Genomic DNA, 26,326 nt, shown 5'->3' with positions numbered 1-26,326 from the left:
TAGCAGCGGTTTGTGCTGTGGTTATTACTTCATTCGTTTTCTTAATATTCGGCGATAATTTGTTTCTCCCTTTGGTGCGTCCTGTATAATTTCCAACACACCATCTTCAAGCATTTTATCAATGCGATTGGAAATCCATACATCACTAATTCCAAGTTGATATTTTCCTAAAACATTACCTATGACAATAGCCATTTTGAATTGCTCTGGCTGTTCCGCAATTTCACGAAGAATGAAACTATCATATATATCTTCTGAAACGCTTTGCAATTTACCATTTAACATTGCACGCAAAGGTGCATTTTCATTTTGAAGTTGATTCCATTTCATAGCACAAGCTGAAAGAAATACAGGATTAGCTTTCTCTTGTAGAGTTATATAGTTTCCCCATTCGCCAGGAGAGACCTCGCCCCATGCTATTTTGGATGTCATAGTATTTTCTTTTCCATATTCCCATGTAGGTAACTTAACCAAATAAATTGTTGTCTGGCAGTTTAAGGGTTGAAGTTGTTTCATAAGCCAATACATACCACAAAGCTCATCTGGATTATAGCTATACCAAATGCGAATTTCTTCCCCAGCTACATATCGTTCAATCACTGAGGTCAATGTAGTTTTAATTTTCTGTATTTTTTCTTCAACCTGATAATCTAAATCCTCTACAAAGCAGACAGACAGCATTTTCTTGAAAACATTTTTCCGCTGTTCGCCAATTCCATTATCAGAAATATCTCCCACACTAAGAGCCATATCAAAACAATAAACATCACAGCTCTTGCCTCCCAATGGAATAGCATTCTCCCAAGCAATGCGTTCTTGTTCCTGTGCTTGAAGCTGTGCTTTTTTCATTTCATCTGAAGATGGAACACTCCCGTCTTCATGCCTCATAAATATTGAAACAGCACTTCCTCTATACTTTCCCTTGCCGTAAGTTTGGGCAATTTTCAAACTTCCACAGGCACTTTCACCAAATACAATTTCAATCATCTTATATACCTCCGATTTAATTGCTCCCGTTATGAATAAATCATCTCATGCAAAACAATTTCTTCTGCCCGGTTATGAATGTTATTGCAACGCTGCACCCATTCCATTTGGTGGGTACGCTTCAATTCCTCGGTTACGCCCTCGGCAGTTTTCATCTGCTCCATGATGGTGTCTAACCGTTCCTGTGCCTGTTCGTTCAGGTCTGCAAGATATGTCCACAATTCCCCGGTCAGTATCAATGTATTCAATCTGGCTGGGTGGACTTCCCTTAAATATTCCCGGTGCATCCGTCCGTACTTTCCGATAGGGCGGTGTTCCTCCGGCAGTTTCAAGTCCGGGATGTAATAATCTCCGACAAGGATATAATCAATTCCGTTTTCCGTTATTCTTGGTTTCAGTTCGCTCATGTTCCTTACCTCCTGTGGAAGCAGGCTCGTCTGGTACTAACTCAATCACATCGGTAATCTCACAATTCAGCGTTTCGCAGATACGGGCTAATGTATCCATGCTGATGTGCTTTCCCTCTTTGCTCATGTTGGCAATCATATTCGTTGTCATACCAGCAGCAAGCCTTAAATCTTCTTTTCTCATATCACGCTCTAACAGTGTATGCCAGAGTGGTTTATAGCTGATGTGCATATTGCTTTCCCGCCTTCCTATCCATACCACCGGGGCGGCTGCCCCGGCAGGAACTTTTCTCTTATTATAGCACCAATCTTGTGTAATCACAATTTATTCTTGTAGACTGCCGCTGATACCGTCTGGATTGTGCTTTTCCTTTCTTTTTGTTCCCTTTAATTAGCCATGAACTGCTTCATGCCCTGAGATTTTGCGCCAGATAGCGATAGGTAATCCTTTGATATAATCTCCAGATTTTCCCCCGCTCCACACCGTGCATGTAACTTTCACCGCACACGGCGTTCCATCGAATTCAACAGCCAGGGTTTTTCATATACGATTTACACACTTTGTAACAGCATAATTATCAAAGAATGATTACAGGCATTTCAGCCATGGTTCGATGTTTGCTAAGTTTTGCAAGTTTAGAATCATCTAATTGCAGTTAGTTCAGATGCTGAACGAGCTTCTATAAACCTCTATTGCCTTATCTACAAACAGGTATTCTTCAAAAATTTCAATTACCATCTCAAAGGTCATCATTTATGCTCAACCTCTTTATCACACTTATTTTTTCTGCCTCCATTATCCAGTATTACCACCAAGAAAACAATGATACCTCTAAAAAGAAAAAGCGGAGGAAGGTGCTCAAATTCTCTGTCCCGTATTGCTGTATCTTTTGATGGATCAGCTCCAGTTCTTCTGCGGACACCCAAAACAAAACCGGAATATCCCGCTTGCGCTTTGCCATGGTTATCGCTCCGGCTCCCGTTTCTTCGGAGCGGCAGGCTTATGGGCAGGCAGCTCCTGTTTGAGCTTATCCCGTACTAAGGGACGGGACGGTTCCAGTTTTTCTCTCTGGGGCACCCTTGACCGGCTAAGGCACTTCGCCCTTAACCCGAACGGAGTTTTTTCTTGCACCTTGCGTAAGGCTCTTCCTTTTCGATCCGACAAACTGGAATTTAACATTTTCTCGCTAATTGTAAATCAATAGTATCATGGATTTTTATTATACCACCATGGTTGTTAATTGCTTCTTTAATTTTAGCAAAGAACTCTGTTCTTATACTTTCTTCAATTGCAATATGGTTTGAATATGTTCCAAGAAGTTCAATATACTCATTTGCGGAAAATACTCGTTCTCGATAAAATAACTCATATCTAATATCTGAAAAACCATATTTGCTTGCAATCATTGCTATCGCTTTTGCCTGCTGTTCCGTATATTCAGATATTGTTTCACGTTCTTTATTGTAATACTTATTGTAATACAGGTCATAAATCTTATCTATTTCTTGTGAAAGCTCTATATTTTCTCTATCACGATACGGATGGTTCGCAAAACGTGCAAAAGCACCACCATTTTTCAGCATAGAAAATACTTTTTCATATCCGATTTTCTCTGGTACCCAATGAAAGGCCGTTGCAGAAAATACTAAATCAAACGTATTGTCCTCAAACACTGTATCTTCAAATTTACCTGTAACGACTGAAAATTTTTGATACTCATTAAATTTATCTTTTAACAATTCAGAGAATCGTTTTCCACATTCTACTGCTGTCAATTGACATCCAGTTGCTAAAATTGGAGCCGTTGCTTGGCCTCCACCACTTCCCACCTCAACCACATTGCTATTTTCGTTAATAGGAATATAGTCAAGCAATGTTTGATACAATTCTTTTACATAACCAGGACGTGACTTCTCATATGTAGACGAAACTGTATCAAACGTCCATTCTAATCCTTTCAAAGCTGGCATTGCAACACACCTCCAAATCCAGATTTATATCGCTGTTCTTACTATTTCTATCAGATATTACCTACAGATTCCATAGCTTCATAGCTCAAAACCGTTCATCCGCAAACTGTTTAGCTATGTAAAGTGACGGTCCTTCCTGATGCCGGAATCTTTTCCCACCATGACAAAAATCACCCTCAAAAATACCCCCGAAATTGCTCTCTGGTTGTCCTATTTTTTAACCACTAAGGCCGTTTTTTGACCCCATTTTTGCCGGTTGTCCTATATTTAACCACTAAAACTCCAGTGAAAATGGCTCTCGTTTGGTCAAATGAGGTCAAACTATATCAGCCCGTTTAGGTATAAGAAAACCCCGGAAAACCTTGATTTTCCGGGGTTTTGTAAACCTTTTGATATAGTCTGAGCAGTCGATTATCTCTTGCTGAACTGCGGAGCGCGACGAGCTGCTTTGAGACCGTATTTCTTTCTTTCTTTCATACGCGGATCTCTTGTTAAGAAACCAGCTTTCTTTAATACCGGACGGTACTCGATGTCTGCGTGAAGCAGAGCTCTGGAGATACCATGACGGATAGCGCCTGCCTGTCCGGAAACTCCGCCGCCGCGAACATTAACGATAACGTCGAACTTATCAGCTGTCTCTGTTGCTGCTAACGGCTGACGAACGATGAGCTTTAATGTCTCAAGACCAAGATACTCATCGATATCTCTCTTGTTGATTGTGATCTTACCTGTTCCCGGTACAAGATATACTCTTGCGATAGATTTTTTTCTTCTGCCTGTTCCGTAATATTTTGTGCTAGCCATTATGAATTTCCTCCTTTCAGACCTCTAATTAAAATTTGATTTCTAAAACTTCCGGCTTCTGTGCTGCCTGCTCGTGATCCGGGCCAGCGTAAACGTGAAGTTTTGTGATCATGCTTCTTCCTAAAGGTCCCTTCGGGAGCATTCCCTTAACTGCTAACTCGATAACCTTCTCCGGCTTCTTCTCGAGCATTTCTCTTAAAGTTGTCTCTTTCATTCCGCCTACATAGTCGGAGTGGCTGTAGTAGATCTTCTGGTCTAACTTCTTACCTGTAACTTTGATCTTGGAAGCGTTTGTTACGATCACGTAATCGCCGCAGTCGATGTGCGGAGTGTAGATCGGTTTGTTCTTTCCTCTTAAGATCTTTGCTACTTCTGATGTCAGACGACCTAATGTATATCCTGTAGCGTCAACTACGTACCATTTTCTCTCAATTGTTGCTGGACTAGCCATAAAGCTCTTCATGGGTTGACCTCCTGTTTGTACTAAATCAATCAATGTTCCTTTATCGTAAAATACTGTCTCCGGGGCTTTGGCTACAGCATTTTCAACCGATGTCACAGTTATACATTATATTATACATGGTCGGGTGTGTCAACCATTTTTCTTCAAAATTTCGATTAAATTTTGCCGAAAAACCTATATTTTATCGTGGTTTTGGCATGGTCCGCTTAATCGTTCCCCGATACACGATCTCAGCCACAACTGCTGCCGCAAACTCCGTGATCCAGAACGCGTTCCAGACCGCGCCGCCGCCGAACAGATGACAGAGAATAAAGGCGGACGGAAGGATGACTACGATATAGCGGAGCAGGGAGATCACAAGGGACTGGACACCCATGCCGATTCCCTCCAGGGCACCAGACGCTGTTACGGAGACCGTTGAGACGATGAATCCGGCGCTGATGATCCGGAGGGCCGCGCCGCCTGCTGCGATGGTCTCCGCGTTGTCGGTAAAGGCACCGATCAGCGTGTTGGAGATCGTAAGGCAGAGCACCGTTCCTGCTGCCATGATTACGCCGGCCATAGCTAATGTTATCTTATAGATCTTCCCGACTCTCTCACGCTCTCCGGCGCCGAAATTGTAACCGATCACCGGCCGCATCCCCTGGATGATGCCGCTGGCCGGGAAATAGAGGAAGGTCTGCAGTTTATAGTAGATTCCAAGAATAACCACATAGCTTCTGGAATACTGCGCCAGCAGACCGTTTAACACAAAGATCATGACGGAGGGCAGCGCCAGATTGAGGATCGCCGGGATCCCGATCCCGTAGAGCTTCTTCATCGTATTTCCACCGGGAATCTTATACCTTGCTTCCAGCTTTACCGGAACCGGACCTCGGAAATAAAAGGCAAGGTAGACTGCGAGCGAGATAAGCTGCCCCACACCTGTGGCAATTGCCGCGCCGGAGATTCCCATTTTGGGAAAGAATGCCAGTCCAAAGATTAAAATCGGATCCAGGATAATGTTTGTGATGCAGCCGCCAAGCAGGGCAATCATGGACACCTTCATCCGCCCCACTGCCTGAAAGATCTTTTCGAAAGCCAGTCCTGCCATGATGATCGGTGAAAACAGGAATGCGACGGATGCGTAGCGCACACCGTACCGGATGACCTCCTGATCGCCTGTGAACCTCCCAAGGAATCCTGGCATGATGACGATGCAGATCACAGAGAGGATGATCCCGTGGATCACAGACAGGACAACACCCTGAGTCGCTGCCCGGCGCGCTTCATTCTCTTTTCCGGCACCTCTCGCTGTGGCGATCAGAACGTTGATCCCCACTCCGAAACCGATGGCCATGGCATTGATGAAATTCTGGATCGGAAATACCAGAGACAGCGCTTCCATGGCATTCTCGCTGATCCGGGCAACAAAATAACTGTCTACTATATTATAGAGGGAATTCACCAGCATGGACAGGACCATGGGCATTCCCATTCCGAGGAGAAGAGGAAAGATCGGCTTCTCCTTCATGAAAGTTTCATTCATGATTCTAATCTCCCATATAATTTTTAAAGTAACGGTTCCATATGTAAAACTTCGTTGATATAAGCAATAAAAAGAATGTACCTCGACACATCATTGGCACGTAGTTCCTTTTTGTTTAGCGGGAAGTTCTATCGGAATTTTCTGTTAAACAAAAAACGCCACACAACCACCCATAAAGCTTTTAGGTGATTGTGTGGCGAAAAAAGTTCTTCTCTAAAAATCCACACGAGTTTTAACGTCTGGTAGAATAACATAGATTTCGGATTCTGTCAACTATCCGGAGCCCGAAGACTCGGTGACCCGAACCTCTCACTCTCTAAGGCCCGAACATCTCACTTCCGCATCTGTCCGGCAAAATCTGCCATGTCCGATGCTGGCAGCTGATCACACATCTGCGATGCTGCGATTTCTTCTGTTTCACAGCGATTTCGTACCTTGCTTCTTTTTCTCCAGATAATCATTTAACTCCGCGTTCTTCACATTTGTGATAAACATATGACCCGGGGCATGGGTGATGACGATCGGCGGCTTCGCCCGCTCGATGGCTGCCTGTGGGGTCACGCCGCAGGCCCAGAATACCGGGATCTCGCCCTCGCGGATCTCCACTGGATCTCCATAGTCCGGATGGTCGATATCCTTGATGCCGATTTTTTCCGGATCGCCCATGTGGACAGGACCACCGTGAACATTCGGGAACTTTTCTGTGATCTCCGCCGCTTTCTTTGCGTTCTCCGGCGTCATCGGGCGCATGCTGCATACCAACGGCCCCTCGAAGACTCCTGCTTTTTCGCACTCGATATTCGTCTTGTACATCGGCACGTTTCTTCCCATGGAGATATGACGCACATCAATTCCTGCCTGTAAGAGCGCCTCCTCGAAGGAAAAGCTGCAGCCGATAAGAAAACCAACGAAATCATCCTGCCAATATCCAGAAGCATCTGTCACTTCATCGACCTTCACGCCGTTTTTATAGATAAAGTACCGCGGAATATCGGTAACGATATTCGCTCCCTCGCCCATATCATGAACCAGCGGGGAGCCGTCCATGATCTCAAGGATCGGACACGGTTTCGGGTTGCGCTCCGCGAACTTTTTAAAATCCTCCGCATATTTTTTCGGCAGAATCACAAGGTTTGCCTGTGCGTATCCCCCGCACATTCCGGCTGTCGGTTCTGTGATCTCACCGTCACGGATCTTTTTCCAGATCTCTTCCGGTCTTGTCGTTCTGTAATCTCCCATTTTTCACTACCCCTTTCTCCTATGCCGTTCTTTTCGTTTCCGGCATCTTAAGGTCCCTGTTCCCCACGACCCATTCTGCTGAAACGCTTCGCCGATCAGGTCATTTTCCGGTCTGCATCCCCATATTTTTTTACCGGAATCTCACAACCTCTTTTTCAAGCTCCACAAGAAACTCTTTTCCATTTACGGAGATCTTATAGGTTCCCGCCTTTACCCATGCGGTCTTGTTCGCCTCGGATGCCGCTGCGATCGCCACCGCCTGCTCATCATCCGCCGGTTCCACCGGGGTATTCAGTCTCTTCGCAAGCGCGTCAAACTCTTCTTTTTCCTTACAATAGAGAGCCTGCGCCTCATCCACCGTGACTTTCTCAAAATGGATCTTCATTCCCGGCATGCACTGGGCAAGCACCGGAAGGTCCACAGAGATCACATTGGCGATCTTTGTGTAGCCGCCTGTGGTCTGATGGTCCGCCATCATGACGATAGGATTTCCGTGGGACGGAACCTGGACAGCGCCGAAGCTGATGCCGTCAGTGATGATGTCGCCGCCGTTTTTATGCTCGATCACATCGCCTTCCATGCGGCAGCCCATGCGGTCATACTCGTTGGAGATCGTGTAGGTGCTGTTTAAGAAGGTGTTGATTCCCTTATCTGTAAAACAGTCGTCCTGCGGGCCCATAACGACTCTGAGGGTCCATTCCTTTGCACCGTAAGACGGAAGTCCGTATACACGCTCGGCCATATGCGGGAGCCAGGATGCAGGAGCGCGGAAAGCGATCTCATCGCCGGTTCCTAATTTTCTTCCCTCGTATCCGCCGACTTTTGATTTCAGGTTCGTGGATCTGCTTCCCATAACAACCGGGATATCAAGTCCGCCCGCAAAAGCGATATACGCACGGCTTCCGCCGTACATGCCCATGAAGCTCAACGTCTGGCCCGCTTTTACCAGGACCGCACGGTATCTCTCCACCGGTTTTCCGTCGATCTTTGCCCCGAGGTCGCCGCCTGTCACCGCGATGATCTCATCTTCTGTAAATTTCATGGTCGGGCCCATCATCGTGATCTCGATGACCGCCTCGTTCGTATCATTTCCAACAAGGATATTGGCGAGTGACGCTGCCCTGGTATCCATGACACCAGATACGGACATTCCAGTCTCCTGATATCCGTAACGTCCCATATCCTGAATCGTTGTCAGGAATCCGCCGTTTATGATCTGAATGCCCATCACTCCGCCTCCTTATCATATACTACATACTGATATGTATCGTTCTCCACCTGTTTTTCGATGGCTTTGTACTCTTCTTCCGTCACCGGGCGGAATTTGATATACTGTCCGGACTCCAGGAGTACCGGTTTTTCCCGCTCGGAATCATACAGCTTTAACGGAGTTCTTCCGATGAGCTGCCAGCCGCCCGGGGATGCCACCGGATAGATTCCAGTCTGCTCTCCGGCGATTCCCACGGAGCCGCCCTCGATCTTTACGCGCGGACTCTTCAAACGCGGAGTCGCGATACGCTTGTCCATGCCGCCGAGGTACGGGAATCCTGCGATAAATCCCAGCATGTAGATCAGGTACTCTTCGGAGGAGTGGATCTTTACGACTTCCTCTTCCGTAAGTCCGTTATGCTCTGCCACATTCGCAAGGTCCGGTCCCATCTCCCCGCCGTAAAGCACCGGGATCTCGATCACCGTTGGCGGCGGGATCTGGATGCTGCCCATGGAGGACAGAACCTGCTCAAATTTTTCTGTCAGTGCCGAGAACCGGATCACTTCCGGCTTGTATACAACAAGAAGGGAACGGTAGGTCGGTACGGTCTCGACGATTCCCTCAATCTGTTCTTTCTCTAACGCGATCTTGAATGCGCGGATCTTCCGGTTGATCTCCGGACTGATCTCATTTCCAAATTCCACGGTGACTGCACAGTCGCCGGAAACCAGATATCTTACATTTCCCACAGCGAGTCTCCTCTCTATACATTTGCGGCTGTTTGACATTTGTAAGATGTCAAACAGCTGCACTCTTTTTCCTATAAACTTAAATTTTTGATCTCGACGCCTTCCGCGATCAGTGTCTCACGGATATTCTTTACGAACTCCAATGCCTTTGGGTTATCTCCGTGAACGCAGATAGAGTCTGCCTTGATCGCGATATCGTTTCCGTTGATGGACTCAACTTTTCCTTCTTTTACCATACGGATCACACGTTTGATCGCAAGGTCTTTGTCCTTGATCACTGCACCCGGAAGCTTTCTTGATACGAGAGTTCCGTCATCGTTGTAAGCGCGGTCAGCGAAGACCTCACTTGCAGCGCGGAGACCGACTTTTTCTGCTGCCGTGATCATCTTAGAACCTGCAAGTCCCATGAAGATGATGTCCTTATCTACCTCATAAACTGCCTCACACATCGCGATAGCTAACTTCTCGTCAACAGCTGCCATATTGTAAAGAGCGCCGTGCGGTTTTACATGCTGGATCTTTACGCCATGGGCGGTACAGAACGCCATGAGAGCGCCCAGCTGGTAGCGAACATAAGCTTTCGCTTCATCCGGCGTCACTGCCATATTGCGGCGTCCAAATCCCACAAGGTCCGGGAATCCCGGGTGTGCGCCGACGGCTGTTCCGAACTCTTTCGCCAGAGCAACGGTCTTTTCCATCACCATCGCGTCACCTGCGTGCCAGCCACATGCCACGTTTGCGGAGGAGACGTATTTTAAGATCTCCTCATCCATTCCGATCGTATAATTTCCAAAGCTTTCTCCAAGGTCACTGTTTAAGTCTACACGGTACATAAAATTTCCTCCTTGCTTTCCCTGCCGGTATTTTCTAAATTTCCTATCTACTATTTTAAACGACTTGCATCACAATCTCAATACATAATTAACCGAACATCTTTAAGATTCCCGGAAGAGCTTTGATTCCGGAGAATCCTGTGAGCAATACCACGCATACACCTAAAACGATGAGGATCGTCGGGTGCTTGTAATCCTCGCCGACGATCTTCTTGTTTCTGCTCGCGAGAAGGATCGTTAAGAGGGTCAGCGGAAGGATCAGTCCGTTTAAAGCGCCCGCAAGTACGAGAAGTGCTGCCGGCTTTCCGAGGATCGCCATGATCAGTGTGGAGGCTGTGATAAATCCGATCACGAACCACTTTTCATTCTTCATGATAAACGGATGAAGAGTCTTTAAAAATGAAACCGATGTATAAGCCGCGCCGATGACGGATGTTGTAGCGGCGAAGAAAAGAACAAGACCAAAGATCTTATATCCGATCACGCCAGCTCCGAGACGGAACGCGTCTGCTGCCGGATTTGAAGCGTCGAGTGTCACATCCGGGTTTGCTGTCACGACACCGAGAACCGCAAGGAACAGCAGGATCCTCATGATTCCGGAAACGCTGACACCCATTAAAACGGACTGGCGTACATGCGGAAGATCTTTCTTTCCGGAATATCCGGCGTCAAGAAGACGGTGCGCACCGGAGAATGTGATATATCCGCCGCAGCTTCCTCCGAGAAGCGTGATGAGCGGAAGGACAAGGGCACCCACATCGCCCGGGTGGAAAATACTGCTCACAGCGTCCCCTACCGGAGGTTTGGATTTGATCGCCACATAGAGAACTACGATGATCATGATACTTCCAAGGTATTTTGTCAGCTTATCCATGCTGGCCTTCGCGTCCTTGGAGAGGAAGATCAGGATTCCGATGATTCCCGCGATAAAGGTTCCAACCGTCGTCGGTATTCCGAACAATACGTTGAGTCCCAGGGCTCCGCCTCCGACATTTCCGATGTTGAATGCCAGACCGCCGAGGGCAACCATGAACGCGATAAAGTATCCGAGCCCCGGAAGGACTTTATTTGCAATATCCTGTCCGCGCATGCCGGACACACCGATCACCGACCAGATATTTAACTGTGTCGTCACATCCAGCAGGATCGTACAGATGATCACCAGCGCGAAAATGCTTTTATACTGAGCCGTAAATGTGGAAGTCTGTGTCAGGAAGCCCGGTCCGATCGCGGATGTCGCCATCAGGAACGCAGCTCCCATCAAGGTCGTCATGTTGCTGTGTTTTTTCTTTTCCCCCATAAATGAGTACCCCTTTCGTATCTTTTCTACAACTGATGCCTTTATTTTATCTGACTTTTTAGTGATATTCAACTATATTTTTCGGTTTCGGAAAATCTTTTTGAAATTTTCAAAAAAATCGTGCGAATCCGCTCATTTTCAGCGAGCGATTTCGCACGATGTGAATTTTTGCACGTTTTCAATTGTTCAGCAGATCTGCGCCCTTCCGCGAGGGCCGTAAGATTTCAGTCTTCCTTATCAAGTCTTCTCTTCATGGAGAATCTTGTGATCCCCAAAAGGGCCGCCGCTTTTGTCACGTTGTTTCCGCAGAGCTTCAGCGCCTGGTCCATGTAGATCTGTTCCAGCATGGAAACCTCCTGATCGAGACTGATCGGTCCTTTCCGAAGATCCTTTAGCGCAAACGGCTCTCCTGTCCGGGTATCATCTTTCCAGTCCACCCGTTTTAATTCCACATGTTTTTCAAGCACGTCCCCCTGACAGAATAAGAAGCAGCGCTCAAAAATATTTTTCAGTTCCCGAACATTCCCTTTCCAGTCATACAAAAGCAGCTCCCGCATAAAATCAGGATCCACATGGGTGATATTCTTTCCAAACATGCCGTTATAATATTTCAGGTAATAATCGCAGAGTGCCGGAATGTCCTCTCTCCGGTCCCGTAACGGCGGGATCACAAGTTCCATGACATTGATCCGGTAGAAAAGGTCTTCCCGGAATTCCCCCTGCTTTACGGCGTGTTCCAGATTCCGGTTTGTCGCCGCGATCACCCGGGCATCCACTTCGATGTCCTCCAGACCACCCACACGCTTGAACTTCTTATGGTCCAGGAACGTGAGGATCTTTGTCTGCATGGACAGTGGAAGTTCCCCGATCTCATCTAAGAACACGGTTCCGCCTGCTGCCAGCTCGATCAGGCCCTTCTTCGTCTTCATAGCACCCGCAAAGGCCCCCCGCTCATAGCCAAAAAGCTCGCTCTCCATCAGATGTTCCGGAATTGCGCTGCAGTTGATGCGGACCATCAGGTGGTCCCTCCGATCGCTGCAGGCATGGATCAGGGACGCCGCAACCTCTTTTCCCGTTCCGGTCTCGCCCCGGATCAGAACATTCACCGTGGAATTCTTTCCGAGAAGTTCGATGTGGCGCCGGATCCGCATCGCGGCGTCGCTGACTCCGATAAATTCCTGCGTTTTTCCCTTTAGAAACTCCAGGGATTCCCGATCCTGCATCTGACCAATGCAGCGGCTGGCGATCCGGTCGATCTCGTCAATATCAAAGGGCTTTAAAATATAGTCGTAAGCGCCGCGCTTCGTCGCCTCCACCGCCTGGGCGACAGAGCCGTACGCCGTCATCAGGATCACCTGGACCTCCTCATCGGCGGAACGGAACGTGGAGATCTCGTCGATCCCGAGGCTGTCCTGCAGGCGGTTATCCAGGAGGATCACCTGCGGATGGAACGTTTTCATCTTCTCGAGAGCGTCCTTCACCGTTTCCGCCGACTGGGTCTCGTATCCCCGGTCCTTCAGTCCTTCCTCCAGCGTAAACCGGATCAGAAATTCGTCATCAACGATCAGTACCTTTTTCATGTTCATCCCTGCTTTCAAAAATCAGGCGCACCGTTGTTCCGCAGCCCGGAGCGCTTTCCATTTCCATTTTGCCGTGGTTCTGCTCGATCAGCCGGTTTACGATCGCCAGACCGAGGCCAACGCCGTTAATGCTCTTCGTGTAGAACGGCTCTCTTGCGCGTTTCAGTTCCTCTTCATTCATTCCTTTTCCGTTGTCGGAGACGCAGAATGTAGTCATACCGCCGTCGGAAGACACTGAGAGACAGATCTTCCCCGTTCCGTCCCGGCTGACCGCCCGCATGCTGTTTGTCAGAAGATTGTACAGCATCTGGCGCATTTCATTCTCATCGGCAAACACCTCACATGCCGTGCAGTCTGTCTCGAACGTGACATTCTGCTGCTCGCACTCCTTCGCGTAGATGGATGCCACCTCCCGCAGCACCGCATCCGCCGGAAAGACATGTCTGTGGTTTTCCTTCTTTACCGACAGCGTAAACAGGTCATTGATCAGCCCAGTCACCCGGTCGATCTCATGGAGCATGCTGTCGCAGAGAAGCTTTTCATTCTCCTTCACCGCCCGTCCGCCCAGGACCTGGATCCCGGAACGAATCCCGGCCAGCGGATTCTTAATCTCGTGGGCCAGCGCCGATGACATCCGGCTCGTATACTCCATTTTTGTGTAATTATCAAGGTTTTTCAGAAGATCCTCAAAAGTTCTCGCCAGCTGGCCGATCTCGTCCTTTCTCGCTGTCTCCGGAAAGCTGTACTCCCGGAACCCGTCCTTGTTCTCATCGAGCTTTTTACACGCCGCGCCCATGCTGCGGATCGGTTTTGTGAGACTCCAGGCGAGGAACACGCTGACCTGGACGATGACCAGGAGACTGGCCACAGCGCCCACAATGACGTAATTCTGTTCTTCCAGGATCGCGTTCTCGAATGACTTTTTATCCATCCAGTATTCCAGACGCCACCCCAGGGAATTTCCACTGTCCGCGTACAGGAGTTCCATGTTCCCGTCCGGGATCTCCTCGTCACCCGTGATGACCGTACCGTCGGCAGCCATGATCCGCACCGCCGGATCATAATAGAAATTATACTTCTGCCGGATCTCATCCTCACTCAGTTTTCCCTGCAGATAGTAAATATCCGCCTCCATGCCGCGGATCGTGGTCCTCGCGTACTCTTTTCTGTCCTTAAGCTTTTCCGTATATCCATTATACACCGAAATAGCACAGAATGCACAGACCACCAGAATTCCCACCGTGACGAACGGCAGCATGATCTCATGCTCGATCCTGCAGAACCATGATCGAAACAGTTGTTTTTTCTTTCCGCTCATTCTTCTGCCCCTCTCTTCTTCTCAAACATCGGGATCACAACATAGACCGCCGCTGCGCACAGTGTTGCCGGAAATGCCCAGTATATCTGGAGATCCATTTTCCAGAACAGGACAGAGCAGATAAGTCCTGTAAAGAACGCTCCCACCGCCCCGGCTTTCGTTCTCCGTTTCCAGTACAGTCCACCGTAGATCAGAGGGGCAAGCGCCGCCGAGAATAATCCCCAGATGTCCGCTCCGAAGGACAGCATGTCCTCCGGCGGATTTACGGATAAGATCAGTGCAGCCGTGCCACCTATGAAGATAAATACCCGCGCCAGGATGAGGATCTGCTCCTCCGACATCTTCCTTTTTGTGATCTGGGCAGCCACATCGTAGGACAGCATGCAGCCGATCAGGTGAAGCTGGGAGTTCGCCGTTGAGACACAGGCGCCGATCACGCTGATCAGAAAGAAACCGCTGAACGGTGTGTTCATGAGATTGACCACTGCATAGATAAATACGTCATCCGCGGAGCAGTAATTTTTCAGCTGCGGAAAGAGGATCCGCAGTCCAAGACCGATCTGGGTCAGTGCAAAGTACAGCACGCACAGGAATATCAGTGCATGCAGGATCATATGTTTTGCGGTTTTTTTATCCCTCGCCGCCAGGATCCTGACCATATACTGGGGATTCGACGCCAGTCCCATTCCCCATCCGAAGAACATGGAGATATATACGAAGATTCCAATCTCTTCTGTCTGATTTTCGAAGACCCCCTTGCTCTTTATGAGTTCATGCACAGTCTGATCCGTCAAAAACCAGTGTCCCGGAACATTTTTTACGATAACCAGATACAGAACCCCGATGCTCACAGAGAGCATAATCAGATTGAGGCAGTCCGACTTCGTGACGGAGTTAAAGCCGCCGAAGCTCGAATAGAGGATAAAAAGATAGACAAGAAAGACAGCCACCTTGTAATTGATATTCAGCAGGCTGGACACCGCGATGCCAAATCCCTTGATCTGGATCATCAGATAGAAAATATAGCCGCAGATCATAAAAATGGCCGATGCTGTCTGCAGAAATTTTGAATCATGCTTTTTTCCAATCAGCTGTGGGATCGACAGGACATCATTCTCGTATAGCCGGTCCGTCATCAGATACAGGAGACCCGCGCCGATAAACCACGGGATAACCGACGACGCGATGACAGAGAGTCCGCTGTGGTATACGTTTCCCGTAAATCCCAGAATCGTCGCCGCGGAGACCCAGGTTCCGACAAATGTGAAAAACAGGCGTTTTTCGTCATTTTTTCTCTCACCGACGAAAAACTTGGAGAGAGAATCGCTTTCCGAAAAGGAGAGCTTTCCGATGACCAGGAACACAACGGAATAGATCACAAAATAGATCAGCTGGATCAGTACCTGGTTCATAGCGCCCTCCCCGTATATTCCGTTCCGTAGCTGCCGTCATCCAGCCTGCGGAGTCGGTAATATCCATAGCTTTCCGTCTCCGACACCTCATATCCATCCGGAATCGTCACAAACACTTCCTTCGCCCCATTCCGGTATGCCTGATGCAACATGCGGCGGATCAGGCGGGGGAGTTCTTCGGGTTCGGAGAACCTGATCCGCACGTGGGAAACTCCGTCGGATTCCAAGCTGGTCTGGTCCAGAACAGCGTCCCAATGTTCATTTCTCCCAATAATCTCCTTTGGGATCTCCCTCTCATACTCGATTCCCACAAGTGTCAGCCCCTTCGCCGGAGCAGTCTGTCCCGCCTCTTTGCGGTTTCTTGCCTCCAGTACCTCTTTCACATGTTCCGGCTCCCACTCACCGGTTCCGACTTTTAACAGGGTTCCCGCGATGATCCGCACCATGTTGTAGAGGAATCCGCTGCCGCAAAGGCGGATCGTTACGATGTCCTCATCATTCTTTTTCACCTCGGCCCCGTAGATCGTCCGGACCGTCTCCTCCGCCTGATGGTTTGCGGCGCAGAAGCTGATGAAATCATGTTCCCCGATGAGATATTTTGCCGCCTCATTCATCTTTTCCACGTTTAACGGGTAATAGCAGAAATGGGCGTAGAGGCGTCTTGTCGGGATCTCGATCTTACAGTTTAAGATCTGATATTCGTAGGTCTTTACGCAGTTCTGCTTTCTCGGATGCCAGTCCAAGGGAACCTCCTCGGATCCCACCACACGGATATCCTCCGGAAGTCCGCGGTTTACCGCGTAACAGAATTTATCTCCCGGGATCCGGCTCTCCGTGTCGAAGACCGCCACGTTTCCTCTTGCATGGACGCCGGAGTCAGTCCGGCTTGCCCCAATGACGCAGACAGGCTCTTTCAGAAGATCCGAAAGAGCCTTATTTAACATCTCCTCTATGGTAACGCCGTTGGGCTGGAGCTGCCAGCCCTTGTATGCGGTGCCGTCATAGGCTACCGTCAATTTGATTCGTCTCATAGCTTTATTGTTTTCCCTCTGCTGCCCGTGGATTCCCGGGCAAATTTACTTTTATACAAATCCAGCAGCTAATTTGCAGCCGAATCCAATTCTGCCCGGTTTTCCGGATAGAATCAGATATCAAATTACCTTTTCCCAGCTGAAATCGCTCATTTCTTGTAACTATTCAGTACCTTCATAGTTACGTGCAAAAATCCATTCCAGATCAGCTTCGCTGATGGGATTTTTGCCTTCCAGCCTATGTTTCCTTACGGTCAGCGCAGCAAGTGCGCAGACCTACTGAACAGTTACCATTTCTTTACAAAACGACCTTAAGCAAAATTGCCACCACAAAATACACCAGATACGCCCCATAAACCATATGGTCTCTCTTCGCGTACTTGAGCGGTTTCATCTTCGTTCTTCCCTCGCCTCCGCGGTAGCATCTCGCCTCCATGGCCATCGCGAGGTCCGTGGCACGGCGGAATGCGGATACAAAAAGCGGTACAAGAAGCGGTACCATGGATTTCGCCTTCTGGATCAGATTTCCGCTCTCGAAGTCAGCGCCTCTTGCCATCTGTGCTTTCATGATCTTATCCGTCTCCTCAATTAAAATCGGGATAAACCGGAGTGCGATGGACATCATCATGGATACCTCATGGACCGGAACACCGACCTTCTTTAAAAATCCAAGGCTCTTTTCCAGACCGTCTGTCAGCTGGTTCGGTGTCGTTGTGAGTGTAAGGATCGTGGATCCCATAACAAGGTATACCAAGCGGATCGCCATAAATGCCGCAAACCGGAGACCTTCCCAGGTCATCTGCAAGAAACCGATCTTAAAGATCGGAGTACCCGGCGTCAGGAACAGGTTAAAGCTGACGCTGAGGAGAAGCAGGAACATGATGGATTTTAAGCCGCGCACCATGAATTTTACCGGGACATTGGAGAGCTTGATGGCAGTGATCAGAAAGATCGTCGCCGCAAGGTATGCCCAGAGGTTGTCCGCGATAAATAAGGTTACGATGTATACAAGAGTTCCAAATAATTTTGTTCTCGGATCCAGCCTGTGAAGCAGGGAATCAACCGGGTAGTACTGTCCAAGTGTGATATCTCTTAACATGTCTTTTCCTCCCCGGCTGTCTTTTCTGTGATGTCGGCCTTCCCAGAGGCTGTTCCGGCAGCGTTCCCATGACCTGCGTTCTCGGAATCGGCTCCAGCTGCGCTTACCTGAGCTGCATTTCCGGAACTTTTTCCATTCTTTTCACGCCAGATCTTGAGGATCGCATCTCTCGCCTCTTCCACCGTTGTGATATCCGGATCCAGCGGGATTCCCTTGTCGATCAGTTTATGAACCACATAGGTGATCTGCGGCGCCGCGAGGCCGATGGCTTCCAGCTCTTTATAGTGGCGGAATACTTCCTTCGGGGTTCCGTCGAAGACCTTCTCGCCGTGGTTCATGACTACAAGACGTGACACATACCGCGCCACATCCTCCATGCTGTGGGAGACGAGAATGATCGTCAGCCCCTGCTCGTTATGGAGCTTTTGTACGAGTCCTAAAATGTCGTCGCGTCCTTTCGGGTCGAGACCGGCTGTCGGCTCATCTAAGATCAGGACCTCCGGTTTCATCGCCAGAACGCCTGCGATGGCCACTCGGCGTTTCTGACCTCCGGAAAGGTCGAAGGGAGACTGCTTATAAAAGCTCTCATCGAGTCCCACCATGTCCAGCGCCTCTTTCGCGCGTTTCTCGATCTCCTCCTTCGGGAGTCCCAGATTCTTCGGTCCAAAGCAGACATCTGAGAATACATCCACCTCAAACAGCTGATGCTCCGGATACTGGAATACCAGCCCCACATGGCTGCGGAGCTCTTTCATGGAATATCCCTCTTTATAAATACTCTCTCCGTTATAGAGGATATCTCCGCTCGTTGCCTTTAAAAGTCCGTTTAAATGCTGGGTCAGGGTTGATTTTCCGGATCCGGTATGTCCGATGAGACCGATAAACTCGCCGTCATGGATCGTAAGATTTACATCCTTTAAGGCATACTGCTCAAAGATCGTTCCCTGCCCGTATATATGATTCAAGTGTTTAATTTCGATTGCCATATTTCCACCATTTCTCCACTATTTTAAGAGCGGAACAAGTTCGTCCACAAGCTCGTCGATGGAAAGAATTCCATAAGGAAGATCCATTCCGGCTTCCTTTAATTCATCTGCCAGTTCCGTTACCTGCGGCACATCGAGGCTGTATTTTTTCAGTTCCTTGACTCTGGAAAAAACCTCTTTCGGGGTTCCGTCCATCACGACATGTCCACCGTCGATAACGACTACGCGGTCCGCGTCGATGACCTCTTCCATATAGTGGGTGATCAGAACTACCGTGATCCCTTCCTGACGGTTCAGTTCATGAACCGTTTTAATGACCTCGCGGCGTCCGTTCGGGTCTAACATTGCTGTCGGCTCGTCCAGAACGATACACCGGGGCTTCATCGCCATAACGCCAGCGATGGCCACGCGCTGTTTCTGTCCACCGGAAAGCTTATTCGGAGACTGAAGTCTGTAGGCCGTCATTCCGACCGCCTCAAGGCTCTTGTCGACCCGCGCCCAGATTTCCTCCGTCGGAACTCCCATGTTCTCCGGTCCGAATCCAACGTCCTCTTCCACCACGTTTCCGATGATCTGGTTATCCGGGTTCTGGAATACCATTCCCGCCGTCTTTCGTACATCCCAGAGATGCTCCTCGTCGTCCGTCCTCATTTTAGAAATATAGACTGTTCCATCCGTTGGAAGCAGGATTCCGTTCATCAGCTTCGCGAATGTGGATTTTCCGGATCCGTTGTGTCCTAAAATCGCTACGAAATCGCCTTCCTTGATGTCCAGAGAGACGCCCTTTAACGCATGGCTGACCTCATCCTTGTCTTCCTCTTCATCGTGCCTGATATAGTCAAAGATCAGGTTCACTGCTTTAATGATTCCCATAGAAATCCTTTCTCGTTTTTCATAAACTTCAAGTGACTGCGGCGCCGCATACACCTTCAGGCTGCCGCGACAAATGTTTACACGTTTCTAAATTTTAGTTGATATCTCATAGTAAGTCAAGTGTTTTCGCGTGGTTCCAGGAGCTTACATTTTCAGATATGTGAAAACGGCATGCCACAGGATTTCTCCCATGACATGCCGCCCATCATTCCTTTCTAACTTACCCAGAGCCCCGATGCATCCAACGTATATCCGTCGATCACAGTGGACGCTGCCATCGCTCCGTTCGCGTTCAGGTAATACCACTGTCCCGGTGCTGTCTGGCGCCAGCCGGTAGCCATCGCGCCGTCGGCATCCATGTAGTACCAGACACCGCCGATCTGCTTCCAGCCGGTTACCATCTTTCCATCATTTCCGAGGTAATACCATTTATTATTTACCATTCTCCAGCCTGTTACCATATATCCGTTTTCATCGAAATAATACCAGGTTCCGAGGATCCGGTCCCACTGGGAGGTCACGATCTGGCCATTCTCGTCCACATACTTCTTTCCGTCCGCGTAATTCTTCCAGCTGCCCTCCGTGTCACCCAGGTCATCCAGGTAGCGGTCGGAGGAGACGATATACTCGCTGCTCTTGCGGTACTTCGCATCGTTCTTTGTCTTTCCCACCGCGCGGATCTCGTAATAGTAGTTTCCCTCTCTTCCCATATACTCGGAGAGGTCCTTGCTGGTTCCCGTCGCATCGATGGTCCGGAGATAATAGTCATCCCGGTACAGGCGGATCTGATATCCCGTCGCATAATCGACTTTCTTCCATACCGCTTTCATATGGTTCGAAGCGCTCCAGCCGGCTTCATCCGGGGACTCCAGCCATACCACCGGGTAGTAAGTGACTGTGACCTTCAAGTCATCATCCACTTTCACTGCCTTACTCAACGTCGCACCGGAGATCTGGCAGGACTTTGAACCGTAGCTGGAGGAGAACTCTCTTCCGCTGGAGGAAAGAATCAGCGTTGCCGTCACTTTCGTTCCAGGATTCCATTTTTCTACATCCTTGCTCCACTCCACGGATGTGATCTCGATCCCGTAGCTGCTGCAGCTGATCTCCGGCTCCTCGATCACGCCGGGATCTTCATACTTGTCTTTAAAGGTGATCCTTATAGAATTCACCGTCGGCGCAGCCAGTGCAGGAAGAACCATCCATATCGTCATCACGATCAGAATTCCTGCTGCCGCAAGCCATTTTCCAAAAGTTTTCTGTCTCATAAGGTGCTCCTTTCCTGTATTTTCAGTCTGCTGGAAAATATTCCGACGATTTTCACCGCATAACCGCATGCCCTGCAGGTTCAGATCTTTACTGCGGTTTTCTCCAGATACCGTCCTGATCTAAATAGAAGGTATCGATCACTTCATTGACCGCCTTATGTCCATCCGGATACAGGTAGTAGATCTGTCCGTCGATGTTCTGCCATCCTGTGAGCATTCCGCCGTCGCCGCCGAGGTAATAAGCCTTATCACCCAGCGTGATCCAGCCGGTCACCATAACTCCGCTCTCGGAGAGATAATACCAGGTATTGTTGTAGAGAAGCCAGCCCGTCTGCATCTTTCCGTCACCGTTCATGTAGTAATAAACGCCGTTCTTCATCTGCCAGCCGGTGAGCATCATTCCGTTTGCGTCAAATAAATACCAGATATTTCCGATAAATCCCCAGCCGTTCTTTAAATAAGTTCCGTCCGGGTAACGATAATACCAGCGGTTTCCGTCGAGGATCCAACCGACCGCATTCCCATTTGACGGGGCCTGCTGGGAATTTCCGGAATTATTTGTGCTGCTGTTGTTGCCGCTTGACGGCTTTTTCTTTGCCGCTCTCGCCGCGTCATTCTCATCGATATAGACCTCATCGGATATGGTCCAGTCGCTCTTTGACGCGTACTTGGATACCTCATCGTTTGACGGGAGCGCGCGCACCTTAAAGGTGTAGGTTCCCTTGGAGCTCATATACGGAAAGAGATCACAGCTGCTGGTGTGGATCTCGCCGCTCTTGTAGACGTTCTTGCTGCCGCGGTAGAGGTACACCTCGTAGGACGCGTCCTCAACGGCCTCCCACTTCGCGAGTCCGAGATCGGAGCTTCCGGACTTTGTGGTCTGCCAGTATGCCTCGCCCGGCGCGTCAAGATCGCCCTTTGCCGGTTTTGTCTTTACGGTAACCACCAGACGGTCGGAAGATGTTCTCGAAGCGCTGACAAAAGTTCCGTTCTTTACCTTTACCTTTGAGGAAGTGTAGGAGCTGCTGCTGAACCTATAGTCATTTAAAGTCTTTAAAGTAACTTTCATGGTGTAGGTTCCGCCGATCTTCACGTCGTTCTTTGTGGAAGACCACTTTGCGGATACGATATCATATTTATCGTTGTTCGGGATCGATACCTCGCAGTTATCAGAATTGTATCCCACATCGAGATCCGGCAGGGATTCCCCCACCGTCGGTGTCACATCCAGCGTGATGCTGACACTGTTCACATAACTGGTCGCCGCAAACGCTGTCTGCGCCCCAGATACCGCAAACACGACCGCCATGACCCATGCGGCCATCCATGTACTTATTTTTTTCCATTTTCTTTCTGCCATAGGATTGCCTCCCCTCAAGTATCTTTCTTTAACTATATTATAAGGTTGGACAATATCTCCCGTCAACTTACGATATTCTGTCTTTTATCGGCAAATCCGTGGCAAATCAAGACTTTAATCCGTTCTCAGAGCATCAATCGGGTTCAGCTTCGCCGCACGGCTCGCCGGCATGTATCCGAAGATGAGTCCGATGGCAACCGAAACAGTAAATGAGATCACAACTGCCGTCATGGTCGGCGGCGCGTCGATTCCCATGAGGGCGCCGATTCCCGTACTTGCTAAGGCTCCGATCATGATTCCGATGATTCCGCCGATGGAGCTTGTGACCAGGGCCTCGATGACGAACTGCTGCATGATCACGCTCTTCTTTGCGCCGAGGGCCTTCCTGATGCCGATTTCCCTGGTTCTCTCTGTCACGGACACCAGCATGATGTTCATGACACCGACGCCTGCAACTAACAAGGAGATACCCGCGATACCGCCCAGCATCATGCTCATCATGGCAATCTGCTCATTTAAGGAATCGAGAAGGGAGCTCATTGCTGTCACCGTGTAGAGGTTTTCGCTCTTCATCTTTTCATAGAGAAAATTTTTAAGTTCTGTCGTGCATGTTTCCGTGTCGTTGATGTCCCGCGATGTGAAGATATAGTTGTTGATCACAGCATTTCTCGCCATCTTCACAGCTCTGGAATACGGGATCCACACAAAGTCATCCATACATCCGTCATCAAACTCAGAGCTGCTCTCCGTCTGTCGTTCCACAACGCCTACGATGGTGTAGCTGTCACCGTTTAACTTGACCGTCTCGCCCACGGCGTTCTGGGAGCCGCCGTAGAGTTCCTCCGCCACGTAGGCGCCGATGACCGCGACTTTTCGTCTCGCCTCCATGTCGGAGTACTGGAGATTTCTTCCATACTCGATCTCGTAGTCCTTGATTGCGAGATAATCCTCACTGTAGCCGCCGACACTGGTGGAATCCATGGTGTCAGAGTCATGTTTTACCGTGACGCTGACGGACACGTTCGGGGACATGTTCTCGTAGAGGTCTGAATGTTTCTCGTAGAACTCATAAAATTCGTTCACATCAATACTTCTGGATGCCACCGCCTTGTACTGGACCGTGATCTGATTGACACCCATAGAAGAAAAGCTCTCCACCATGTAGGACATATAGCCGTTGACGATACTGACCAGAATGATCACCGACGCGACACCAATGATGATTCCAAGCATCGTGAGAAAGGATCTCATTTTGTTGCCCCAGATACTTTTTAACGCCATTTTAAATGATTGCAGCATACTTTTTCACATCCCCGTCGAAATTGATCTTTCCGTCATGGATCCGCACCACCCGCTTCGCCTCCAGGGCGATGGAGCTGTCGTGGGTGATCATGACGATCGTGTTTCCTTCTTCATTGAGTTTCTTTAAAAAATCAAGCACTTCCCGGCCTGTCCTGGAGTCCAGGGCACCCGTGGGCTCATCCGCCAGGATTAAGGACGGATCTCCTGCGAGAGCCCGCGCGATGGAGACTCGCTGCTGCTGGCCGCCGGAGAGCTGGTTCGGAAGATTCTTCCATTTTTCTTCAAGTCCGACCCTTTTCAGGGAATTCATAGCCCGCTCCCGACGTTCCTTTTTGTCATAACCGGCGTAGAGAAGCGGAAGTTCCACGTTTTCTAAGAGATTTAACTTTGGAAGCAGGTTGTACTGCTGGAAGATAAAGCCGATCATGCGGTTTCTGATCTCCGCCAGCTCGTTGTCGGACATATCCGCCACGTCCTCGCCGCCGAGGAAATATTCGCCCTCCGTCGGGACATCCAGGGCGCCGATGATGTTCATCAGGGTTGATTTTCCGCTTCCAGATTTGCCGACGATGGCGACGAACTCGCCTTTGTTGATGGAAAGGCTAATGCCGTCGTTGGCGTGGACTTCCTCGTCGCCCATGTAGTAGATCTTGTAGATATTGCGCAGCTCTATCAGGGGTTCCTGCTTTTCCAACTCCTCATGAACTTTTGAAACTGCCTCTTCCTGTTTCATCGGCTCTTCAGACATTTTTTTCTGCTCTGCGGTATCTATTTGTATTGAGAATTCAGTCTTTTCCATACAATTTATCTCCTATGCACTACTGAGATCTTCGTCCGCTGCCGTTGCCGCCGCCATTTCCGCCGTTTCCTCCAGGACCGCCCGGTACGCCTCCGCCCATATCACCGCCAGGACCGCCCATGCCGCCCATCTGCATCTGATCGGTCTGCGTCGAGCTTCCGGAATCGGAGGAAATGTAGACCTCGTCCCCCTCAGAGAGGCCGGAAAGGATCTCCACATAATCGTCGTTGATGATTCCAGTTGTCACCTGGACCGCCTCGAAGCCGTCCGGGACGTTGCTGCTGCCGGATTTTCCGGAGCCGGTGCTCTTCTTCACATACACTCTGTTTCCACGCATCAGCGCACTCGCCGGGATCACCAGAGCATTCTCAGAGCTGTCGAGAATGATCTTAGCATCCACGTTCATGCCAGGAAGAAGACTTCCCGTATCGTCCAGTGTCACTGTCACCGGATAGTTTGTGACACCGTTGGAGTAGCTGCTCTGCAGACTCACATTTGTGACGGTTCCTGTGAATGTCTCACCTTCCACCGCGTCTGCCGTGATCTCCACAGATTGTCCGACCTTGATGCTTGAGACATCGAGTTCATCCACGGACATCTCCAGTGTCATGGTGGACAAGTCATAGATCACCGCCATGGTGGTCGTTCCGCTGGAGCTCTTGGAGATCTTATCCCCAACCTTCGCGTTTTTCGTGATCACTGTCCCCGAGATCGGCGCTGTGATCGTATAGTCATCCACACTGTCCTGAGTGTTGCTCAGCTTGTTCTCCGCGTTTTCCAGGTTGTCATCTGCGCTCTCCACTGCATCCTTGAATTCCTTTAAATACTCTTCCGCCGTCTTCGCGGTCACCTGGAACAGCTCGGAGTTTTTCTCCACATAAGAACCTTCATGAATCAGAAGGTTCTCGATCTCAAGGCTCTTGTTTCCGGAGATTTCCACGCTCAGGGTCGTCTCCGTCTTCGCGGCGAATGTTCCCTCGGCGCTGCAGACAAATCCATCGACTTTTACGGATGCCGCCGTATCTGTCGTAAGTCCGCCAGGATTGGATACCTCAACGGTCACGTTCTTCACGAGGCGTCCGCCGGAAAGTGTTTCCTCCATGCTGCTGACAACCGTGACGGTTCCGGAGATCTGCTCGCCGGTGTCCTCCAATATCACTGCCGCCTCATCACCCACGTTGATCTCCGCCGCCTCGCCTGAGAGGAACGGGACTGTGATCTTCATAACAGAGTCATCATAGAGATCCGCGATCTTCGTTCCATTATTTACCTTATCGCCCTCTTTGATATAGAGAGTCTTGATATATCCGGACGCTGTGGAGCGGTATGTATTTCCGGCGATCCGCGCTGTCTCCTCGGCGTAATTGGACTGTGCCGTCTGGGCACTTTCCTTCGCGCGCTGGAGACTTGTCTCTGCAGAGCTCAGATCAGAGTCCATGGAAGTCGCGTCGATCCGGTATAGGATCTGGCCTTTTTCCACAACATCGCCCTCCTCAAAGTTTGCCTCGATGACCTCGCCTTCCACCAGTGATGTCACCTCGTAGGTGTCCTTCGGAGACAGGGCGCTGGACGCCGTGAGCTCTGAACTGATGTCCGTCCGCTTCACTGTCGCCGTTGACACAGACTGGTCACCCTGACGTTTCTGGCTCGTGGTCTTTTTCTTATAGAGGAAAAATCCGCCAAGCAGCACTGCCAGAACCACTATAAGCACGATCACGATCCTCCCGCTTTTTCCTTTCCGTTTTTTCCGTTTCTTATCTACGGCCACCTTTTCGTTCTCCATACTCATTCCTTTCCTGTCTATTGA

Annotated in this window: 25 protein-coding genes; all 25 read right to left on the bottom strand. The window is 49.5% G+C overall.

Annotated features, from left to right (window positions below):
* Positions 1 to 24: 24 nt before the first annotated feature.
* A complete protein-coding gene (locus tag V2546_RS06135) occupies positions 25 to 987 on the bottom strand; it encodes a DUF3658 domain-containing protein (RefSeq protein ID WP_005927687.1) in 963 nt (320 codons plus the stop codon).
* 29 nt (positions 988 to 1,016) lie between these two features.
* On the bottom strand, positions 1,017 to 1,394 hold the full coding sequence (locus V2546_RS06130; RefSeq protein WP_005927690.1) for a TnpV protein: 378 nt from the start codon (positions 1,392 to 1,394) through the stop codon (positions 1,017 to 1,019).
* On the bottom strand, positions 1,354 to 1,716 hold the full coding sequence (locus V2546_RS06125) for a helix-turn-helix domain-containing protein (RefSeq protein WP_308454606.1): 363 nt from the start codon (positions 1,714 to 1,716) through the stop codon (positions 1,354 to 1,356). The genes V2546_RS06130 and V2546_RS06125 overlap by 41 nt, the downstream gene beginning before the upstream one ends.
* Positions 1,717 to 2,200: 484 nt before the next feature.
* Entirely contained in the window at positions 2,201 to 2,356 is a 156-nt protein-coding gene (locus tag V2546_RS06120; RefSeq protein ID WP_436973271.1) for a hypothetical protein, read from the bottom strand.
* Between the two features lie 211 nt (positions 2,357 to 2,567).
* Positions 2,568 to 3,365 carry a class I SAM-dependent methyltransferase gene (locus tag V2546_RS06115; protein WP_329751825.1) on the bottom strand — a complete coding sequence of 266 codons (798 nt, stop codon included), beginning with the start codon at positions 3,363 to 3,365 and terminating at the stop codon, positions 2,568 to 2,570.
* Between the two features lie 411 nt (positions 3,366 to 3,776).
* Positions 3,777 to 4,169: a 30S ribosomal protein S9 gene (gene rpsI, locus V2546_RS06110; RefSeq protein ID WP_021905542.1), complete on the bottom strand. Its 393-nt coding sequence runs from the start codon at positions 4,167 to 4,169 to the stop codon at positions 3,777 to 3,779.
* A 28-nt stretch (positions 4,170 to 4,197) separates the two neighbouring features.
* Positions 4,198 to 4,632: a 50S ribosomal protein L13 gene (gene rplM, locus V2546_RS06105; protein ID WP_015553390.1), complete on the bottom strand. Its 435-nt coding sequence runs from the start codon at positions 4,630 to 4,632 to the stop codon at positions 4,198 to 4,200.
* A 181-nt stretch (positions 4,633 to 4,813) separates the two neighbouring features.
* On the bottom strand, positions 4,814 to 6,160 hold the full coding sequence (locus V2546_RS06100; RefSeq protein ID WP_329751824.1) for an MATE family efflux transporter: 1,347 nt from the start codon (positions 6,158 to 6,160) through the stop codon (positions 4,814 to 4,816).
* A 417-nt stretch (positions 6,161 to 6,577) separates the two neighbouring features.
* Positions 6,578 to 7,399: a putative hydro-lyase gene (locus V2546_RS06095; RefSeq protein ID WP_215704649.1), complete on the bottom strand. Its 822-nt coding sequence runs from the start codon at positions 7,397 to 7,399 to the stop codon at positions 6,578 to 6,580.
* 130 nt (positions 7,400 to 7,529) lie between these two features.
* Entirely contained in the window at positions 7,530 to 8,627 is a 1,098-nt protein-coding gene (locus V2546_RS06090) for a 5-oxoprolinase subunit C family protein (protein ID WP_215704648.1), read from the bottom strand.
* On the bottom strand, positions 8,627 to 9,358 hold the full coding sequence (gene pxpB, locus V2546_RS06085; protein WP_118529972.1) for a 5-oxoprolinase subunit PxpB: 732 nt from the start codon (positions 9,356 to 9,358) through the stop codon (positions 8,627 to 8,629). Before pxpB ends, V2546_RS06090 begins: the two co-directional genes overlap by 1 nt.
* A gap of 71 nt (positions 9,359 to 9,429) precedes the next feature.
* Entirely contained in the window at positions 9,430 to 10,191 is a 762-nt protein-coding gene (locus V2546_RS06080) for a LamB/YcsF family protein (RefSeq protein ID WP_015553386.1), read from the bottom strand.
* A gap of 88 nt (positions 10,192 to 10,279) precedes the next feature.
* Positions 10,280 to 11,491, bottom strand: coding sequence for an NRAMP family divalent metal transporter (locus V2546_RS06075; RefSeq protein WP_015553385.1), 1,212 nt, complete (start codon positions 11,489 to 11,491; stop codon positions 10,280 to 10,282).
* Positions 11,492 to 11,715: 224 nt separating this feature from the next.
* Positions 11,716 to 13,071: a sigma-54-dependent transcriptional regulator gene (locus tag V2546_RS06070; protein ID WP_117469275.1), complete on the bottom strand. Its 1,356-nt coding sequence runs from the start codon at positions 13,069 to 13,071 to the stop codon at positions 11,716 to 11,718.
* The gene (locus V2546_RS06065) at positions 13,049 to 14,389 is read right to left on the bottom strand and encodes a HAMP domain-containing sensor histidine kinase (protein ID WP_329751823.1); all 1,341 of its coding nucleotides are present in this window, start codon (positions 14,387 to 14,389) and stop codon (positions 13,049 to 13,051) included. Before V2546_RS06065 ends, V2546_RS06070 begins: the two co-directional genes overlap by 23 nt.
* Positions 14,386 to 15,801, bottom strand: a complete 1,416-nt coding sequence (locus tag V2546_RS06060) for a sodium:solute symporter family protein (protein ID WP_329751821.1) — start codon at positions 15,799 to 15,801, stop codon at positions 14,386 to 14,388. Before V2546_RS06060 ends, V2546_RS06065 begins: the two co-directional genes overlap by 4 nt.
* Positions 15,798 to 16,832 (bottom strand): tRNA pseudouridine(38-40) synthase TruA, encoded by a 1,035-nt coding sequence (gene truA, locus V2546_RS06055; RefSeq protein ID WP_329751820.1) that lies wholly within the window; start codon positions 16,830 to 16,832, stop codon positions 15,798 to 15,800. The genes V2546_RS06060 and truA overlap by 4 nt, the downstream gene beginning before the upstream one ends.
* Before the next feature lie 298 nt (positions 16,833 to 17,130).
* Entirely contained in the window at positions 17,131 to 17,931 is an 801-nt protein-coding gene (locus tag V2546_RS06050) for an energy-coupling factor transporter transmembrane component T family protein (protein ID WP_215704642.1), read from the bottom strand.
* Complete coding sequence (locus V2546_RS06045; protein WP_329751819.1) at positions 17,925 to 18,917, bottom strand: energy-coupling factor transporter ATPase; 993 nt, start codon at positions 18,915 to 18,917, stop codon at positions 17,925 to 17,927. Before V2546_RS06045 ends, V2546_RS06050 begins: the two co-directional genes overlap by 7 nt.
* A gap of 18 nt (positions 18,918 to 18,935) precedes the next feature.
* On the bottom strand, positions 18,936 to 19,790 hold the full coding sequence (locus V2546_RS06040; RefSeq protein ID WP_015553378.1) for an energy-coupling factor transporter ATPase: 855 nt from the start codon (positions 19,788 to 19,790) through the stop codon (positions 18,936 to 18,938).
* Between the two features lie 215 nt (positions 19,791 to 20,005).
* Entirely contained in the window at positions 20,006 to 21,058 is a 1,053-nt protein-coding gene (locus tag V2546_RS06035) for an N-acetylmuramoyl-L-alanine amidase family protein (RefSeq protein ID WP_329751818.1), read from the bottom strand.
* 88 nt (positions 21,059 to 21,146) lie between these two features.
* A complete protein-coding gene (locus V2546_RS06030) occupies positions 21,147 to 22,418 on the bottom strand; it encodes a PspC-like choline-binding domain-containing protein (protein ID WP_118529989.1) in 1,272 nt (423 codons plus the stop codon).
* Positions 22,419 to 22,532: 114 nt separating this feature from the next.
* On the bottom strand, positions 22,533 to 23,717 hold the full coding sequence (locus V2546_RS06025) for an ABC transporter permease (protein ID WP_329751817.1): 1,185 nt from the start codon (positions 23,715 to 23,717) through the stop codon (positions 22,533 to 22,535).
* Positions 23,701 to 24,453, bottom strand: coding sequence for an ABC transporter ATP-binding protein (locus V2546_RS06020; RefSeq protein ID WP_329751878.1), 753 nt, complete (start codon positions 24,451 to 24,453; stop codon positions 23,701 to 23,703). The genes V2546_RS06025 and V2546_RS06020 overlap by 17 nt, the downstream gene beginning before the upstream one ends.
* An 85-nt stretch (positions 24,454 to 24,538) precedes the next feature.
* Entirely contained in the window at positions 24,539 to 26,302 is a 1,764-nt protein-coding gene (locus V2546_RS06015) for an efflux RND transporter periplasmic adaptor subunit (protein WP_118529993.1), read from the bottom strand.
* Between the last annotated feature and the right edge of the window lie 24 nt (positions 26,303 to 26,326).

This window comes from Clostridium sp. CM74B_53, assembly GCF_036318045.1.
Classification (GTDB): Bacteria; Bacillota; Clostridia; order Lachnospirales; family Lachnospiraceae; genus Pilosibacter.
This window is presented reverse-complemented; position numbering and strand designations above follow the sequence as displayed.

Bases quoted from the DNA above. Each gene is read 5' to 3' on its own strand.
- V2546_RS06045 (WP_329751819.1), bottom strand. From the start codon at position 18,917: ATGGCAATCGAAATTAAACACTTGAATCATATATACGGGCAGGGAACG.
- truA (WP_329751820.1), bottom strand. From the start codon at position 16,832: ATGAGACGAATCAAATTGACGGTAGCCTATGACGGCACCGCATACAAG.
- V2546_RS06120 (WP_436973271.1), bottom strand. From the start codon at position 2,356: ATGGCAAAGCGCAAGCGGGATATTCCGGTTTTGTTTTGGGTGTCCGCA.
- V2546_RS06030 (WP_118529989.1), bottom strand. From the start codon at position 22,418: ATGGCAGAAAGAAAATGGAAAAAAATAAGTACATGGATGGCCGCATGG.
- V2546_RS06065 (WP_329751823.1), bottom strand. From the start codon at position 14,389: ATGAGCGGAAAGAAAAAACAACTGTTTCGATCATGGTTCTGCAGGATC.
- V2546_RS06015 (WP_118529993.1), bottom strand. From the start codon at position 26,302: ATGGAGAACGAAAAGGTGGCCGTAGATAAGAAACGGAAAAAACGGAAA.
- V2546_RS06095 (WP_215704649.1), bottom strand. From the start codon at position 7,399: ATGGGAGATTACAGAACGACAAGACCGGAAGAGATCTGGAAAAAGATC.
- V2546_RS06075 (WP_015553385.1), bottom strand. From the start codon at position 11,491: ATGGGGGAAAAGAAAAAACACAGCAACATGACGACCTTGATGGGAGCT.
- V2546_RS06080 (WP_015553386.1), bottom strand. From the start codon at position 10,191: ATGTACCGTGTAGACTTAAACAGTGACCTTGGAGAAAGCTTTGGAAAT.
- V2546_RS06130 (WP_005927690.1), bottom strand. From the start codon at position 1,394: ATGAGCGAACTGAAACCAAGAATAACGGAAAACGGAATTGATTATATC.
- V2546_RS06090 (WP_215704648.1), bottom strand. From the start codon at position 8,627: ATGGGCATTCAGATCATAAACGGCGGATTCCTGACAACGATTCAGGAT.
- V2546_RS06135 (WP_005927687.1), bottom strand. From the start codon at position 987: ATGATTGAAATTGTATTTGGTGAAAGTGCCTGTGGAAGTTTGAAAATT.
- V2546_RS06040 (WP_015553378.1), bottom strand. From the start codon at position 19,790: ATGGGAATCATTAAAGCAGTGAACCTGATCTTTGACTATATCAGGCAC.
- V2546_RS06025 (WP_329751817.1), bottom strand. From the start codon at position 23,717: ATGCTGCAATCATTTAAAATGGCGTTAAAAAGTATCTGGGGCAACAAA.
- V2546_RS06070 (WP_117469275.1), bottom strand. From the start codon at position 13,071: ATGAAAAAGGTACTGATCGTTGATGACGAATTTCTGATCCGGTTTACG.
- V2546_RS06060 (WP_329751821.1), bottom strand. From the start codon at position 15,801: ATGAACCAGGTACTGATCCAGCTGATCTATTTTGTGATCTATTCCGTT.
- rplM (WP_015553390.1), bottom strand. From the start codon at position 4,632: ATGAAGAGCTTTATGGCTAGTCCAGCAACAATTGAGAGAAAATGGTAC.
- V2546_RS06035 (WP_329751818.1), bottom strand. From the start codon at position 21,058: ATGAGACAGAAAACTTTTGGAAAATGGCTTGCGGCAGCAGGAATTCTG.
- rpsI (WP_021905542.1), bottom strand. From the start codon at position 4,169: ATGGCTAGCACAAAATATTACGGAACAGGCAGAAGAAAAAAATCTATC.
- V2546_RS06050 (WP_215704642.1), bottom strand. From the start codon at position 17,931: ATGTTAAGAGATATCACACTTGGACAGTACTACCCGGTTGATTCCCTG.
- V2546_RS06115 (WP_329751825.1), bottom strand. From the start codon at position 3,365: ATGCCAGCTTTGAAAGGATTAGAATGGACGTTTGATACAGTTTCGTCT.
- V2546_RS06020 (WP_329751878.1), bottom strand. From the start codon at position 24,453: ATGAAACAGGAAGAGGCAGTTTCAAAAGTTCATGAGGAGTTGGAAAAG.
- V2546_RS06100 (WP_329751824.1), bottom strand. From the start codon at position 6,160: ATGAATGAAACTTTCATGAAGGAGAAGCCGATCTTTCCTCTTCTCCTC.